14 protein-coding genes are annotated in these 15874 nt (G+C 52.6%); 5 read left to right on the forward strand and 9 right to left on the reverse strand.

Going from position 1 to position 15874, the window contains the following annotated elements:
- Positions 1 to 16 precede the first annotated feature (16 nt).
- Complete coding sequence (locus KTT_RS32095) at positions 17 to 637, forward strand: phytanoyl-CoA dioxygenase family protein (protein ID WP_126601735.1); 621 nt, start codon at positions 17 to 19, stop codon at positions 635 to 637.
- A gap of 39 nt (positions 638 to 676) precedes the next feature.
- Here the strand turns inward: KTT_RS32095 and KTT_RS32100 are convergent, their stop codons facing one another.
- The 6 genes from KTT_RS32100 to KTT_RS32125 all read right to left on the reverse strand — a co-directional run bounded on the left by KTT_RS32100 (position 677) and on the right by KTT_RS32125 (position 8286).
- Entirely contained in the window at positions 677 to 2077 is a 1401-nt protein-coding gene (locus KTT_RS32100; RefSeq protein ID WP_126601736.1) for an IS4 family transposase, read from the reverse strand.
- A gap of 94 nt (positions 2078 to 2171) precedes the next feature.
- Positions 2172 to 2717, reverse strand: a complete 546-nt coding sequence (locus tag KTT_RS32105; protein ID WP_235845984.1) for an RNA-guided endonuclease TnpB family protein — start codon at positions 2715 to 2717, stop codon at positions 2172 to 2174.
- 313 nt (positions 2718 to 3030) lie between these two features.
- Positions 3031 to 3726 carry a hypothetical protein gene (locus KTT_RS32110; RefSeq protein ID WP_126601737.1) on the reverse strand — a complete coding sequence of 232 codons (696 nt, stop codon included), beginning with the start codon at positions 3724 to 3726 and terminating at the stop codon, positions 3031 to 3033.
- Positions 3727 to 4198: 472 nt separating this feature from the next.
- Positions 4199 to 6946 (reverse strand): PEP/pyruvate-binding domain-containing protein, encoded by a 2748-nt coding sequence (locus KTT_RS32115; RefSeq protein ID WP_126601738.1) that lies wholly within the window; start codon positions 6944 to 6946, stop codon positions 4199 to 4201.
- Positions 6903 to 7433 (reverse strand): MarR family winged helix-turn-helix transcriptional regulator, encoded by a 531-nt coding sequence (locus tag KTT_RS32120; RefSeq protein WP_126601739.1) that lies wholly within the window; start codon positions 7431 to 7433, stop codon positions 6903 to 6905. Before KTT_RS32120 ends, KTT_RS32115 begins: the two co-directional genes overlap by 44 nt.
- A 277-nt stretch (positions 7434 to 7710) precedes the next feature.
- Entirely contained in the window at positions 7711 to 8286 is a 576-nt protein-coding gene (locus KTT_RS32125) for a TetR/AcrR family transcriptional regulator (RefSeq protein ID WP_126601740.1), read from the reverse strand.
- A gap of 147 nt (positions 8287 to 8433) precedes the next feature.
- Between KTT_RS32125 and KTT_RS32130 the strand changes: the two genes are divergently transcribed.
- The 3 genes from KTT_RS32130 to KTT_RS36865 all read left to right on the forward strand — a co-directional run bounded on the left by KTT_RS32130 (position 8434) and on the right by KTT_RS36865 (position 9619).
- Positions 8434 to 8832, forward strand: a complete 399-nt coding sequence (locus KTT_RS32130) for a VOC family protein (RefSeq protein ID WP_126601741.1) — start codon at positions 8434 to 8436, stop codon at positions 8830 to 8832.
- Between the two features lie 138 nt (positions 8833 to 8970).
- Complete coding sequence (locus tag KTT_RS36860; RefSeq protein WP_218031059.1) at positions 8971 to 9261, forward strand: aldo/keto reductase; 291 nt, start codon at positions 8971 to 8973, stop codon at positions 9259 to 9261.
- The gene (locus KTT_RS36865; protein WP_218031060.1) at positions 9212 to 9619 is read left to right on the forward strand and encodes an aldo/keto reductase; all 408 of its coding nucleotides are present in this window, start codon (positions 9212 to 9214) and stop codon (positions 9617 to 9619) included. Before KTT_RS36860 ends, KTT_RS36865 begins: the two co-directional genes overlap by 50 nt.
- Before the next feature lie 288 nt (positions 9620 to 9907).
- Here the strand turns inward: KTT_RS36865 and KTT_RS32140 are convergent, their stop codons facing one another.
- The 3 genes from KTT_RS32140 to KTT_RS32150 form a co-directional block, all read right to left on the reverse strand.
- Positions 9908 to 10780: an alpha/beta fold hydrolase gene (locus tag KTT_RS32140; RefSeq protein WP_126601742.1), complete on the reverse strand. Its 873-nt coding sequence runs from the start codon at positions 10778 to 10780 to the stop codon at positions 9908 to 9910.
- A 114-nt stretch (positions 10781 to 10894) separates the two neighbouring features.
- Positions 10895 to 11809: an AraC family transcriptional regulator gene (locus KTT_RS32145; RefSeq protein WP_160146287.1), complete on the reverse strand. Its 915-nt coding sequence runs from the start codon at positions 11807 to 11809 to the stop codon at positions 10895 to 10897.
- A 521-nt stretch (positions 11810 to 12330) separates the two neighbouring features.
- Positions 12331 to 13305 carry a pentapeptide repeat-containing protein gene (locus tag KTT_RS32150; RefSeq protein WP_218031061.1) on the reverse strand — a complete coding sequence of 325 codons (975 nt, stop codon included), beginning with the start codon at positions 13303 to 13305 and terminating at the stop codon, positions 12331 to 12333.
- Positions 13306 to 14074: 769 nt separating this feature from the next.
- Here KTT_RS32150 and KTT_RS32155 point away from each other — a divergent pair.
- Positions 14075 to 15850 (forward strand): dihydroxy-acid dehydratase domain-containing protein, encoded by a 1776-nt coding sequence (locus KTT_RS32155; RefSeq protein WP_126601744.1) that lies wholly within the window; start codon positions 14075 to 14077, stop codon positions 15848 to 15850.
- Positions 15851 to 15874: the final 24 nt, after the last annotated feature.

Consider the following 15874-nt stretch of genomic DNA (forward strand, 5'->3'; position numbering starts at 1 on the left):
AAATGATTATGCTTCCTTGCAGAATCGAGAGTTGGCCGCTCTTGTACGCAAGCCTATTCTGGGGGCGATTGCTGCTCGTCTTTGTGGTGCACCTATTCGACTCTGGCACGATCAACTCCTGTATAAACCGAGTAGTGATCCAAATAAGCCTGTTAATGTAGGCTGGCATACCGATCGTGGGTACTGGAAGACTTGCTCTTCTGAGCAAATGTTAACGGCCTGGATACCTTTTCATGATTGTAATGAGCGCATGGGAACCATTACGATGATTGATCAGAGCCAGGATTGGTCAGACAACACAGAGGGCCTGGACTTCTTCAGCAATGACCTGGAAGGGCTGGAGAAAAAGTTTAATACAGGTGATAAGCCTGTTGTGAAGGTCCCTGTTGTTCTGAAAAAAGGTGAAGTAAGTTTCCATTCCTGTTTAACTATCCATGGTAGTGGCCCAAATCTGACTTCTCAACCGCGCCGTTCAATAGCTGTTCATCTACAGGATGCGAGCAATCATTATCAAGCGTATCGTTATAGCAATGGGACCTTGGCACGCCACAATAATGATTTGCTCTGCCGTCAGGTGAATGGACACCCTGATTATTCTGATCCTGTAATTTGCCCACAGCTCTGGCCACTACATTGACATCCTCCCCCGCTTAAAAGGCTGACACTTACACAGAAATCATGAAGGATGGAGAAGCGTGGCGAGATGAACGCCGTCTAAGACGTCCATGACCCGCATCCATCCTTTCCATAACGTCTGCCATCCAGGTGGACCATCGCTTTTGCGGTCGAGGTAGCCTCCCAGGCGCGCAATAGCGTGCCACAATTCTTGGACCGTAGTGATACTGCGATGGCGTTTATCCAACAAGATAATGACCTGGATAGCATTCTGCGAAACCACGTCAGTCGCTGGACTTTCCCCCGCCTGCTGTGCCGTTTGCCGAATGATCAACAAACGCAAGGCAATGGGAGTCAGCAGTGCAAGCAATTTCCATTGGGCCTCGATGCTTTGGAGGTTGTGGTGTTCCATTCGGCAGCCAGTTTTGAGGGCCTTGTGAAAATCCTCCAGCAACCAGCGCCAGCCATACCATCGTACCACCTCCCACGCTTCGCTTGGGCAGGTGATTGGCAGCGTGGTCAACAAGATCCATTCCAACGGCTCTTGTCCTTCAGGTGGCTGGGATTCCCAGACCCGCACGATCCAGGCGACAATCTCCGTTTTGCGTAACCAGGCTCCGTGCAGAGGAGGCTGGACACGTACCTGCTGAAAATTGATCTGTAAGAGGGCTTCTCGTCTGGGCTGAGCATGCTGGGCAGGAATGTTCACCAGATGAGCATCCACGCGAGGAAGGGCACGAGCCAGGGACTTGAGATGCCCTTCGTCAAGCTCAGCTTGTCCATCTTCTTGAGCAATCTCGACATTGCGATCCTGAGCCACTCGCAACACGAAGTCATACCCAAGATCCTCGCACGTCTGCCAAAACGTGTAGACATCGCTATTGCTGTCGCTTACGTAGATCCATTGGTGGCGCTCAGGAACCCGTCCGATCTGTTGGATACTCTCTTCCCAGACCTGCGATTCTCGCTCCCGCTTTTTGCGCTCCGCCTTTGTTTCCCCCAGAGGGGCAAGCTGACGAATGAAAGGTGAGAGCATCATGCATCCTAAGATCGCCTGGGTTTGTGGGTCCATCGCAAGCACGGTGTGCAAACTGAAACCGATATTCTCACGACTGTTGCCCACCGGTCCCCGACCTTTGAGTGCGTTATGCCTGGTGAAATCAAACTCGGTGATGTCAGCCAACAGGAGCGTACGAGCGCACTGGGTCGCCGCGTCGTACGTTTGACTCCAGTGAGGGAGCAAGAGATCTTCGTACCCGAATGCAGGGTTGCTCAGGAAACGATATCCCCCCTGCGTTTCCCCCCAGGTCTCTAAAGCGCGAGGCAATGAGGCCGATGGCCTCTCTGCCAGGGCATGAGCAATCTTAATCAAACGATCAGTACGACGCGGATCTCCCAATTCTGCTGCTCCAAAGGTCTCAACCGCCCATGTGTCGGCATGCTGCAAGGGTGCTTGTTCCATATGTCTTCTTCCTTTGCTTGTTCTGGCCTTTCCTTTGCAGCACGTCACAATTTCTGTGTAAGTGTCAGGCTTAAAAGGCGGGGGATTCCAAGAATCACTTCTTGGGTTTCCTGCTTCGCTGAGTCTTGCCGGAGTTGGTTTTCACCGCCCCCGGTCTTACGGACTCTCCACAGGCATTGAGGACCGTGAGCCCCACGGACCTGATATTCTTTGCTGCATTGCGATCTCGGTCATGATGAACGCCACATTCTGGACACGTCCAGTGGCGTACTTCAAGGGTGAGGGAGTCGAAGATATATCCACAGTCGAAGCAGCGTTTACTGGATGGGTACCATTTGTCAATTTTGACCAGATTTCGACCGTACCAGTCTGCTTTGTATTCCAGCAGGGACACAAATTGACTCCACTCCACATCCGAGATCGCTTTGCTGAGAGAACGATTCTTGACCATGTTCTTGACCTGAAGGCTCTCTACACAGATCGTTTGATTTTCACGGATCAGTCGTGTAGAAAGCTTGTGGAGGAAGTCTGAACGTCGATCAACAATCCGGGCGTGTATTCTGGCAACTTTGTGGCGCGCTTTGTCCCGATTCTTGGACCCTTTTTTCTTTTTCGCGTGTCGGCGTTGCGCCTTTGCCAGTTTTTTTCGTCCTTATGGAAGAATTTGGGATTGCCAACGATTTCTCCATCAGAGAGCACCACGAACGACTTCAAGCCCAGACCGGCACCCATAGCGGTTCCACAGGAGGTCAGGTGCGCGATACTCTCTTCTACCAGCAAACTGACGAAATAGCGGTTACTGGCGTCTTTACTGACGGTGACACTGGATGGGGTAACTCCTTCAGGCAAGGGACGTGACCATACAAGAGCCAGCGGCTCTTTCATTTTTGCCAGTGTCAGGGTGATCTTGCCCCGCTTTGAAGGGTCAAGGTCAGTCCATATGTGGGTAAGTTTCATAGAACGGGGTCAAATGGCTTTGTCTGTTCTGGGGGCAATAGCAGGTGTTGCGTACACACCGCACGATAGCGATCATGCGGACGCAACCCTTCGGGCAGAAGATCCGGTAAGGTCTCCATATCAAATGCTCTGTTGTCACGAACATCATAGATTTGACTATTGCGGGCGACACGCCCGCATTTTGGATCACGTTCACCATTGACTGGATAAGCACACTTGGCCGTACACACGACCACTTTTGCGCCATATCTGCGGGCATCTACCACCAGGCCAAACTGATTGCCGCTTGCACCTTGATCAAGTCCTGCCGCATACACTCGCTCAATACCAGCCGAAGCCCACCATCCCATGATTTCACGATAGAGACCTGGTATTGGCCGCCGTTGCTGATCAAAGCCAAACATGAACCACTCTTCCAGAAAAAGCGTCTTGATGCCGCGCGGCACAAGCTCCTTAACCGGAATATCAGCAAGCGATTCGACCGTGGTACAATTTGGAGTGAGCGCCGCATTTGCACTCATGACATAGCCACGAGGAGCGATAACCACGTCTCGAACATCCACTCCCGGTCTATATGCTTCATAAGGAATACCGAGGTGAGTAAGTTCACCCATCTTGCCATAGAGCCGCGTCGTTTTCCCAGCACCCATCGGCCCGGTATAAACGGTTACTTCCGGTAATACTCTCAACATTGATAAGAACCTGACTCCTCACAATTCAGTGTTTTCGCATCTGTTCTCTGCAAAATGGCGAAATTTTTACCGTATAGCCATAAAAAATGCAGCTCTACGAATGTTGCGATCCGTCAGGCTGCCTCTTTCTTCATCATAAACGTCGCTACTGATCAAAACCCGCACGCGTAGTATATCACCTTAAAGATGGAATGCCTACATGTGCTGACTACTTCAGTTATCCTTTCTCAAACATGTCAAACTTTGCTCACGACTCATCACCACGAGCCGTGACTCCAGCAATGACGTATTTGCTCATGAGAGAGGGATGTATTCCCGCTTTTGGTATCGGCCAGGGATACGTAATAATGAGTAGGTGAACAAGGTGCTTTTTACTTCCACCTGAACCCCATCTGGATCAGTGGATGCTGTTTTGCGAGCATGCTCGGATGGTGAGGCAAAAGCATGTGAAAGGTAATGCTTCTCAACCGTTTCAGTCGGCAGCTGGTGCTTCTGCTGGTTCTTCGATCGTGATCTTGCCAGCCGCGCCATCGACGGTGATCCACTGACCAGTGGTGATGCGCTCGGTGGCTCCGGCAACGCCGACGACGGCCGGGATACCGTATTCACGAGCCACAACTGCGCCGTGGGAGATAGCCCCACCCATTTCCATTACTAGCCCGCCCGCCGTCAGGAAGAGAGGCGTCCAGCCAGGGTCGGTCGAGGGCGCAACCAGAATTTCGCCAGGGGCCAGGTGCGCTCCGGTTGGGTCGAGAATGACCCTGGCCTTCGCTGTGACCCGTCCGGGCGATGCTGGTGTTCCTCGCAGTATTCCTGCAGCCTCATCAGCCTCGTCGGTGACCAGGGCGCCGGGTTCGGTGCCGTCGGAGAGCAGCACACGCGGTATGTGGCGACGACGCAGTTCAACATCGTACGCGCTGCGATGATCGCGCACGACATCGTGCATATCCTGGCCTGCCAGTGCGCTATGAATCTCGGGCAAGGTGAGGAAGAAGACATCCTCAGCTGCTTCCAGCCGCCCATCCTGCTCCAATTCTTCGCCAATCGACCAGAGCAACTCACGTATACGCGCCATCATCAAGATGATCGTGAACTTGGGCATCTCACGCAAGCCAACCAGCTCACGAGTCCTGCTCAGGAAGAAGTGAACCAACCGACTGCGTAGCCAGCCCTTGCTCCTTGCCCTCTGGACCAGTTCGGCCAGCATGCTTTTGGCCTCTTGTGCGCCTCGCTGGAACTGCACATCGGGAGCCAGATTGACGTCTTCCAGATGCAGGTAGTTGGAAAGCGCACCGAGGATGTGCGTTGGATCTTCTGACCAACGCGGCAAGCCAAGGTCGATCTCAGCCACGCCGCGATGTCCATAGCGTGCGAGAAATGCCGCCAATCCTTGCTGGAGTTGAGGCGGCAAGGAGCCTGCCCGATACGCCTGTGCCAGGTGCTCAGGTGTGGATTCGTGCATCCGCTCAACGATGTCGGGAGAGTCAGTCAGCCGTTGCGCCAGATGCCAGAGCTCCAGATCCATCTCTGTGGTTGGATTATGCGGGAGACCGCGCAACACGACCTGCCTCTCCTCTGGCTTCGCGAGATCGCCCAACAGCTTGCCCGCCATAGCTTGACTTCCCAGCCCAATGGGCAACACTGGTGCTAATCCGCCGATGATCTTCACGAAATTCCCGACAAAACGCTCTACTCCTCTCAGGCGTTCTTCGCTCGTGAGGCCAGGCGTGATGAAGTTTGTCGCCCGTACACGCTCAGCGGTTTGCTGTACCCGCTTCACAGCAGCCTTAGGCCAGAACAATGCCTGAAGGGCGTAGAGCGGTGCCCGAGTTTTTTTCAACGCGGAAGCCAAAGCGCGTATCAGGTGCCAGTGCTTCGTCGGAATGAGTGCGAGGCGGGGGTCGCTGGTTACTTGCTTGAAAAGCGGTGCTGAACGAGCCTCACCGAAGCTCGCCGCACCTATGAGCAGACGGCGTCCGATCGTGTTCCGTAACAGGTGCGTCACATCGAGGTAGAGACGTTGACCAGCATCAAGCACTACGGGAGGGCCAGCCAGGGGATCGGGCTGCGGATAGCCCATTCCTGCAGCAATCCCAGATCCGATCAAATGGAAGAGCGAGGCTCCTGCCGGAGTGAAGGGGCGATTGACGCCCTGGAAGACGTTGAACGAGAAGTAGACTCGCAGCACATCGTCGCTGGTTGGGGCGTTGGCAGGCAAGGGATAGAGGGTGGTGATCGGACGCGATTGCGTGAGCCAGAACGTTCCCGAATGGTCAATGGCCCACTCGATATCCTGTGGCGCTCCATAGTAGGCTTCGACCTTCTCTCCTAGAGCGGCCAGAGCGTGGATCTGGTCGTCGGTGAGACAGGCTTCTTTGTGACCATCAGGGGATTCGCGACGCAGCGTGCCACCACCTGCCGCTGCGCTGATAATAACGCGCTTATCGCCAGGCCTGCGCTCGATGATCTCGCCTGTCGCAGTGTTGACGACAAAATGATCGGGGTTGGTCGCGCCGGAGACGACCGCTTCTCCCAGGCCAGGATTGGCATCGATGACAGCTTGATGGCGTTTGCCAGTGACAGGATTGGCGGTGAAAAGGACGCCCGCGACCTCGGATTGGACCATTCGTTGCACGACGACGGCGAGCCTGGTAGTACGCTGGTCGAGACCAAGGCTCTCGCGATAACGTACCGCGCGGTCGGTCCAGAGTGAGGCCCAACAGCGCAGCACAGCATCCAGCACGGCATCGCTCCCGACAATGTTGAGGTAGGTATCTTGCTGGCCCGCGAAGCTTGCAAAGGGCAGGTCTTCGGCGGTGGCAGAGGAACGCACTGCTACAGGGATAGGTTCTCCAGCGCCCAAAACGTTATAGGCTGCGATGATGGCATCAGCAATCTCTTTGGGCATGATCGCGGCAAGCAGACGGGTGCGGGCGGCCTGCGCCATGTTTGCCAGTCTTGCTGTCTCTCCATCTTCTCCAGCAGGGTAGTGATCCAGAACATTGTGCAGATCAGTTTCCTCCGCAACCTGCGCGTAGGCGATGGTGGTGACGCAGAATCCGGGCGGCACGAGGAGTTGCGCGCTGGTAAGCTCCCCAAGATTGGCGGCTTTGCCACCGACCAGCGCCAGCATGTCACGATTGAGGGCGCTCAAAGGGAGTACGTAATCGGGAGAGCTAGGATGTTGTTGATCCTTCTGTTCGTGTTGTGGAGGACGCATGGTGTTCTTTCCTTCTCTGCGCGGCTTCAGCGAGCAGTACCATTCCACGAGTTACAGCAGCTCGTTCTTCAGTCGAGAGATAATCCATGGCGGATATCTGCGCCTCAGCGCGCCGTTGTTCGAGGGTCGCAATCAGCGCTCGCCCCTGTTCGGTAATGGCCACCAGTTTGGCCCGTCGATCCCGCTCATCTCCGCGACGATGAATCATTCCACGCCTGACGAGTTGATCGAGCAGGCGGCTGGTAGCCGACACTGAACGTCCCAGTACCTCGGCGACCTGTTTGATGGTCAGATCGCCCTGCTCATCCAGGAATAGCAAGGTTGCCATTTGAGGCAGCGAATAGTCAAAATCCTCAAAGGCTTGAACCATCCCGTAGATGAAATCGCTCAGAATGGTTCTCCGAAATTGTTTGATACTCCAGGTGAGCAATTCAGTATCATCATGATGGATAATTGTCTCGCCCTCCCGATATTTGTGTGCATGCATGCAACTAATTTCTCTAGAAAAATGATAACCTCCACTATTAGAAATGTCAAGGATACAAGCTTAGCATAGAGCGCCGGTCAAGTAACAGTGATGACAAGTGACAAGCCAGCCATCACGATAGCCAGAACACGTTGGGCATCACCACTTTTGAGATGCTTTGGTCTCTGCGGCTCCATTGCGCTGCGGACCGAAGATCGCCCAACTGATGACCTGCGCGGTCGTTTCTCGCGTCTCTTCCAGTGTCGTAGCGGGAGGTTTTGGTCGTCGACCTGGTCTTTCATAGCTGACTGATGACATTTTGGACAACGGCTTTCACGAACGTATCGTCAAGAGGCTCGCGAGAGAACCAGCGGCGATAGAAGAGCGGGCCGAGAAGCACTGCGATCAGGGTAGACGGATCGGTGCTCATCGGTATTTCGCCATTGCGCACGGCGCGGGCGATAATCTCTCGCAATGGCGCAGCATGCCCCCTTTGAATGATGCCGTGAATCTGGGCAATGTCAGGGTCACGCTCGGCGGCATCGATGATCGATGGCACGACGGAAGACCATCTTGCCGTACGCAAAAGGGTGGCCATGCTCGTGAGGAACGCCGTTATATCCCCTTCGAAACTGCCCGTATCGGGCACATCCTGTTTGGTGTTTATCTGGGAACAGGCATCGATCACAAGATCTGCTCGTGTTGCCCAGTGACGATAGATGGTGGTTTTCGCAACCCCGGATCGGCGAGAAACTTCCTCGACGCTGACACCCTCTAACCCGCTTTCGGTCAAGAGCTCAGAAGCCGCCTGAAGGACACGCTCCTTTGAGCGCCGAACCCGATCATCGATGGGGGGATGAGTACTCCTGTTCATTGGTTTCCTTTCCTACGCTGAACGAACGACGTCTCTCTTCGCCACGTCTTGACGTTCCTTTTGTTTATATGATACACTACTGTTGCGCTACGATACCGTAGCGTATCATATATCATTCAAAAATGCAATCACGAAAGGAACTCTCTTATGAACTTCGTCTCGATCCGAGTCATTACCGACGATGTGAAACGTCTGGTTCACTTCTATGAACAGGTGACGGGCCTGTCAGCGAAATGGTACACGGAAGATTTTGCCGAACTGGCTTCGCCTTCCTCTCTTCTCGCGATTGCGAGCACGCGAACGATCGGGCTCTTCGGAGCAAACGTTGCTTCCCCGGCTCAGAACCATACGGTGATCATCGAGTTTCTGGTCAATGACGTCGACCGGGAATATGAAAAGCTCAAGAACATCATCAACGAATTTGTGATGGAGCCGACAACCATGCCGTGGGGGAATCGCTCCGTGCTATTTCGCGACCCTGACGGAAACCTGGTCAATTTTTTCAGGCCGACCAGCGCAGACGCCATCCGGAAATATGAACCCTAAGTCTTCTTCCTTGAGTGGACCTCCCTTGCCATGGGATGTTTCCAGAAGCGAGAGGAACACAAACCACGGAAAACGCGTCTTTCAGTGCTTGAGCCTGGGATCGCTCAAGCACTGAAAGAATGAGAAAAGAGAAATAGTGTGCAATATACACAATTGGGCAAGACAGGTCTTGTCGTCTCCACATTTGCCTTTGGCTGCATGACTTTTGGCGAAGGATCGGGGGCATTCGGCTCAGTCTATAAGGTCGATCAGACGATGGCAAACGAGCTCGTCGCACGAGCGCTTGATGCAGGGGTCAATTTTTTCAATACCGCCGATGCGTATGCCAATGGGCAATCGGAGGTGATGCTCGGGCAAGCACTGGGAAAACGCCGACAAGATGTGGTGTCCGCTGGCCGGTGGCTTCCTCTCAGGGAAATATACACGTGAGAATCCCAACGGCAATGGGGGCCGACTGACAGGCTTTGACATTCTCCCGTTTGATCGCGAACATGGGTACGATGTCGTGAGCGCGCTGCGAGACATTGGCCGGCAGCACGATGTTTCTCCCGCGCAAGTCGCATTAGTCTGGTTACTCTCTCGCCCGGCGGTCACATCGATCCTGGTGGGAGCCAGCAACGTGAGCCAGCTCCAGGAGAATCTGGGTGCACATGCTCTGACGCTCAGCACCGATGAGCTTGTGGCGCTGGGCAGACTGACAGAGCCAGGGGCAATCTATCCCAACTGGTTCAATGCATCCACGTATGACGCACAGGTGCGGGATGCGCTCGCGCGGAAAAACACATAGCCACACGTTTACCAATCCATTCACCACGCTTGACGACAGAAGCGTATTTTCCCGGAGAAGATATTGTCAGCCATACCATAACTTCGCTGAAACGGGGAGATATGTGTCAACGAGGAAACTTGGCGAAATGAGCAGTCAATAAATGGCAAAAAGAAGGAACTGACGCAAGGCAGGCTGAAAGGAGGAAAACCCCTTCCCTTGGATACCTGCCGTTGCGCTCCACAGACGAAATGACTTTTCCCATTCGTGGCTTCTCATCAGCTTGCCTTGGTCAGTTCCACAGGGAAGCTAGCGATGAAGCCAGCTCAGCATAGTGCGCGTCACCAAATCGGCTGCATCCCGTTGAACAAAATGGCCAGCTCCGGGGATAGTCAGCAACGTCCAATCGTTCTCAAGCCACTCCCATGTATTGTTCAAGCCATCCGCTAGCAAAGCCTTATCATCCAATCCATGAATCTGGAGGACCGAAGCCTGCACCTTTGTGACCGGATCCGGTGCCTCCTGGTAAGGTGGGCGAGGATAGTTCTGCTTATAATAGTGCAACATCCCCTCAAAGCTCGATCGTCGGAAAGCCTCGATATACTGTGCTCGCGCAACAGGGTCCTTTATCTTCAACCACTCATCAGTCAACATCTCTGCCGAAAGCTGCTTGTGCGCTCCCTCTTCCTGAAATTGACGAGCATAAGCACTATTTGCACGCTGCTGCGCATTCTTGGCCAACATGCGAGTCCTCCCCTTGTGGTGAAGCATATTCAGAATAATCAACCGTTCTGTCAGAGCAGGCAAGTCCGTAGCAAACTGCCAGCAGATCGAGCCACCCCAATCGTGACCGACAAGAATAGCCTTCTCGTGTCCAGTGTGGCGAATCACTGCCTCAACATCGCCGATCAAGTAGCGCATCGAATACTGCTCACCCGCGGTTGGCTTATCGCTCAAATTATAGCCACGCAGATCAAGCGCAACCACCTGGAAATGTAGAGCCAACGCCACCATCTGATGACGCCAGGTATACCAGAAATCAGGGAAACCATGGACCATCACAACCAATGGTCCCTCACCCATGCTCACATAATGGATCTTCACACCATTACTATCTGCATACTCATGCTTCACGTATTTCTCGACATCATTAGGAGTAATGGAAGGTCTGGCGTTCTGCATGCTTTCAACTCTCTCTTTCCTATCCTCTTCTTTGATACAGTAGAATACTGATATGATACAGGGAAAGAGGCGAGCAAATCTTCCACGTTCTTGCGTATTGGTGCAAAAACCTGCTCAGATCTCCCTGGTGTTCCGATAGGCTCGGGGAGTGAAGCCAAGGCGTCGTTTGAAGATGCTGCTGAGATGGCTCTGGCTGGCGAAGCCGCTCTGAAGCGCCACTTGAGCCAGCGATGCATCCGTCTCCGTCAGCAACTGTTGTGCGAACTCAATTCGTCGCCCCAAGACAAATTGGTGCGGGCTCTCTCCTGTCGTCTGACGAAACAGGCGGGAAAAGTGATAGGGGCTCAAGCCAGCCTGCTGAGCCAAATGCTCTAAAGAGAGAGCTTGATCGAGATGCGCCTGGATGAAGTCGGTGACGTGCCGCATCTGTTGGCGCGTCAATGTCTGACCGTTTTCCACTGCCGGAGAACCACCCCGCAGGAGGTGAACGGCGAGGAACTGAGCAATGGATTGCAGATAGAGTGTCTCGGCAGGAGTCTGCCGCTTGAGGTCGTGCCAGAGGGAGAGACAGATCTGCATCAGCAACGGGTCCTGGAAACCAATGTTCTCTGCGAATGTCACTTGCCTCGTAGCAGCACTTGCCAGTTCCTGGGTGGTGTGAGAAACAAGATCCGTGTGTAATTGGAGAAGCAGGGTCTGGACTGGCTGAGAGGAGAGTGCTTGCCAGCGTAGCTCATAAGGTGCTCTCCCTGCAGGTCTCAAAAAGAGACTTCCCTGGCGCAAATACTGACCTTTCCAGGGGCCGCCCAGTTCTCGTTGTTCCTTATACATCGTTCCGCTTATGAGCAACCCCAATGTGAGAGTGGAAACCAGAGGCATGGTCAATTGCTCGATCTCCCTTGGTTCACGGTAGACACGCACCACCAACCCATCCCAGGCGCTCTCTTCACTGGAGTGCAAAAGAAGGGGAGAGGTCGGTTCATGTCTGGATGTTTCCATCAATGGCGATGGTGGCAATTTTTTTGTCATATGGATACTTCGTTTCTCTGAAAATTGTCGCGCAACTTGTAGATGAACACAGCTCATTGGGCCGTTCCCGCGTAGCGACAAAACCTTGTGACACTGACTCTAACTCATTCAAAAGAAAGGAATTGGCAAGAGCAAAAAAAGAAGGGTACTCCTGAAAATGTATCACATGAAATGAAGAGGATGCTTGTCAATCTCCAGAAGTGACGACTGAATGTTCTGGAGTTGCTTCTTTGTAGAAGAGGAAGATATGTTCACTTCTATCTTTCCCTGAACTGGAGGTTCGGAAGCAAGCTGATCATAGCAGGGATTGATGGAAATGCAGAGGAGGAACTATAACCTCGCCAAATTGACGCAATTACTCGCCCAAAAGACGTGTGAAGTCTGGATCCATAGAGAGAATTTCGTGATTTTTAGCATACGACTTTTCCTGGCAAGTTTATGCGTTAATTTGGAGTTTCGGCAAAGAGAGGCACTCACGCCGGAAACCCGATGTGCGATCCTGGACTCTATGTTTATTGAGCTCAGTGTGGATGTTTTGACCCATCGGGCATAATTGTGCCTTGGAGTGACCTGGCTTCTTTCAGTTGTTCTTCAGTGACAATGGCGTTGCTGAGGTCAGCCCCGCTCAGGTCAGTTCCGCTGAGGTTAGCTCTGCTGAGATCGGCTTCGAAGAGGTCAGTTCCGCTCAGGTCGGCTCCGCTGAGATTGGCTTCACTGAGGTTGGCTCTGCTGAGATCGACTTCGCTGAGGTTGGCTTCACTGAGGTTGGCGCCACTGAGGTTAGCTCTGCTGAGATCGGCTTCGCTGAGATCGGCTTCGCTGAGATCGGCTTCGCTGAGTTTGGCTCTGCTGAGGTTAGCTTTGCTGAGATCGGCTCCGCCGAGATGGGCTCTGCTGATGGGGACTCCGCTCAGGTCGACTCCGCTGAGGTGGGCTCCGTTCAGGCTCACAACACTCTTATCTTTGTCTATCAGGCCAAAGTCATGCAATCCTCGAATTATAGCTGCTTTCCGCATTACGTCTAACCTACGGAGCACTATGAATGTCCGAACACGCGCTATTTTCCGTACCTCTTCTTCTTCTTCTGCGTCACGCAACTTTTTCTCAAGAAGGAGCTCTGCCATTTTCTCGAAGTATGTTTGGAGCATTGCTTCTCTGTGGTTATCTGCCCTGGTCTCACAGTCAGCCTTGTACTGTTGCTCCGCGACTCTCTTATCTCTGTCCTTGTCTCGTTCGTTGAGCCAAAAGCCTCCAAGCGCAAGCATAAGGGGAATGATGAGGAGACCTAGCCAATCCCAGAGCGTCTTCCCACGTGGGACATCATTATATTGGGTCCCCGGAGGACTGAAGTATGGAGCAAAGCCTGTCCAGTTCCATCCCCACCGGTGTACCGCTAAGGCAAGGACAAGTAACGCCATGAGCGGGACAATAATGCCCATCACGATGAATGGATGTTGTTGTATCTTCTGCCACCAGATTCCAAACTTTGAGGCCACTGCAGTTACTCATTTCTGTTAGCAATGGAACTTTATCCTTTCTGCTTTATTATATCTCAAAGAAATCGACGAAGAAGAGCGATTTTTCTCAAGAGCAAGTGAGCAACAGAACTATCAAATAAATACTCGTTCAGCACTATCTGGGAAACATGGCTTCAAAATAGGTGCTTTACCTGATCTATACGGTATTATCGTCTGTGCCCATAGGGGGAATGCAGTTTCTTGCCGCCTTCCCAATCTTCGCGCAGGCCAGGTGTGGAGAGGCCCCAGTCGGGTCGGACCTTCTGGAAGATGGAGCGCGGATCCTGTCGCAGGTTTTCGGGCGATGGGCGTCCCCAGAACCAGTAGCCTCAGAACGTATATCGATGAGCCATACGTCCGCACGTTTATATATAACCGAGCGCGGGAAAACCTCTGTGCTTCAGCCAGGTATGAGAGCGCCGTTCCTTTTCGACCACAGCGACTCGCCAATGGTGCGAGGATTATTTTCCTGAGTTGTATGAACAACCCTGGCTGAGCATTTTTCTGATCGTGATAGAATAGAGTGAAATCTAACAACGGTGAGGGCGCTTCGGAACTCAGATGAGCAGAGCATTTCCAGGTTGAAACAGGCAGAGAGCATCCCTTTTGGGTTCACCTGCAAAACGGCTTTTTTCTCGTTCTGTTTGACCTTGTCTAAGCTGGCTTTCTCGTTTGTTGAAGAGCATTTTGGGGGGTACGAAACGCCCTCAATATTTGGCATAGTGCTACTGTGGGAGGATTACTTCATATGAACGATAGCAAGTATAACGGCGAACCAAACAACGCATTCATTTCCGAAAATCCTGGCCGGGATTGCCAGAAGGTGGGGACGGCAAAGTTTTTGGGGCAGGATCCAATGAAAGTCCATGCGCCAGTCTGGACAGTGATTGGCAATCAGGGAGACAGCCAATGTTATATAGGTATTACCGCTAAAGTCGCAGCTGTCCAGGAAGCCATGAGCAAGAGAATTTTGCAAGATAATCTCAATATCCGCTTGATCGCGCCGAATTTTGCTGGAGGTGTGTCAGACGGACAGTTGAATGGCACAAGCCAGATGCGCTTTTCGCTGATCGGCAGGGAAGTCACCCATGATGCGGCGTGCTTACATCTCAGTGGCAGTGAAGCAAAAGGGATTATTGCAGTGGTCGCCTGTGATAAGCCGCCTGTCGGCACGCTCGCGGCACTCCTGGAACATAATGAACCTGCCATTATCATGTCAGACGGTTCTATCAGGCCGGGAATAGATCCCCAAACAAAAGAACGGATTGACCTTGTGAGTTGTTTTCAAGTTGCTGGAGATGCAGACGGAGAAAAGAAAACACGGTATGCCATGAATGCGTGTCCTGGATGTGGCAGTTGCGGTGGGATGTTTACGTATAACACTATGCAGTCGTTTTTCGGCGCACTTGGCATGGAACCACTGCATATGGTCGCTCCTGCCTCACAAGACCCGCGAAGGATACAACAGTTTCCTGACGAACTCGTTGAATATCTATTGGTGATGACAAAGAAGAATATCCGCCCGAAAGATATTGTTACCAGAGCATCCTTAAGAAACGCGATCAACGTTGCTATTGCCATGGGAGGATCAACCAATGTCGTGCTCCATGCACCGGAAATTGCCAGGACAGCAGGATTGGATTTCTGGAACGATGTCATCACGCAACAAGAATTTAATGAACTTTCCCGCATCACTCCTGTTCTGGTGAATACCCGGCCGTTTGGAACATATTCTATGGTGGATATCGAAGAAAAAGGTGGCCTGCCGGTTATTATAAAAGAACTGCTGCAAGCGGGATTTTTGGATGGAACATGCATCACCTGCACAGGAGAGACACTGCAGGAACAAATCAACCGCCTGAATCCAGCAGCACCTGATGGTGAAGTTATCCATTCTGTTGCAAAACCCTTTAAACCAACGGGTGGTTTGCGGATGCTCAGCGGAAACCTCGCTCCCGAAGGTGGCGCAGTGATTAAAGTGGCAGGTGTAGAGGGTGGCATGGAAGACGGCATCTTTACCGGAAAAGCGCAGGTATTTAATAGTGAGGCAGCCGTGCTTGAAGCGCTCACACATACTCCAGAGATATTTCAGGATAAAGACATGGTTGTCATCCGTTATGCTGGCCCGCAGGGCGCACCGGGCATGCCTGAAATGCTCGACCCTACATCCCGTATTACAACCCTTTGCCGACAAAAAAACATCACGATTGCTTTGATGACAGATGCCCGATTCTCTGGCGGCTCAGTGGGTCTTGTCATCGGCCACGTGACGCCAGAAGCCTATCTTGGAGGGCCAATCGCGCTCGTAGAAAACGGCGATACCATTACGGTTGACTTGAACACAGACAGCATTGGCTGTACTGAATTGCACGATATCGATACAAAAACAAAACGCTTCAATCAATGGCAGCAAGCAGTAAAAGAAAACGGAGGCATCCATCCCCATGTGGCAAAAGTAGAAAATAGATTACTCAAACGCATGCGTGCCACCGCGCGAACAGCTTTGCAGGGTGCCGGGATGTAATGTGCTCCTTTTGGATGGGGTTGC

The sequence above is a fragment of the Dictyobacter aurantiacus genome, from assembly GCF_003967515.1.
GTDB lineage: Bacteria > Chloroflexota > Ktedonobacteria > Ktedonobacterales > Ktedonobacteraceae > Dictyobacter > Dictyobacter aurantiacus.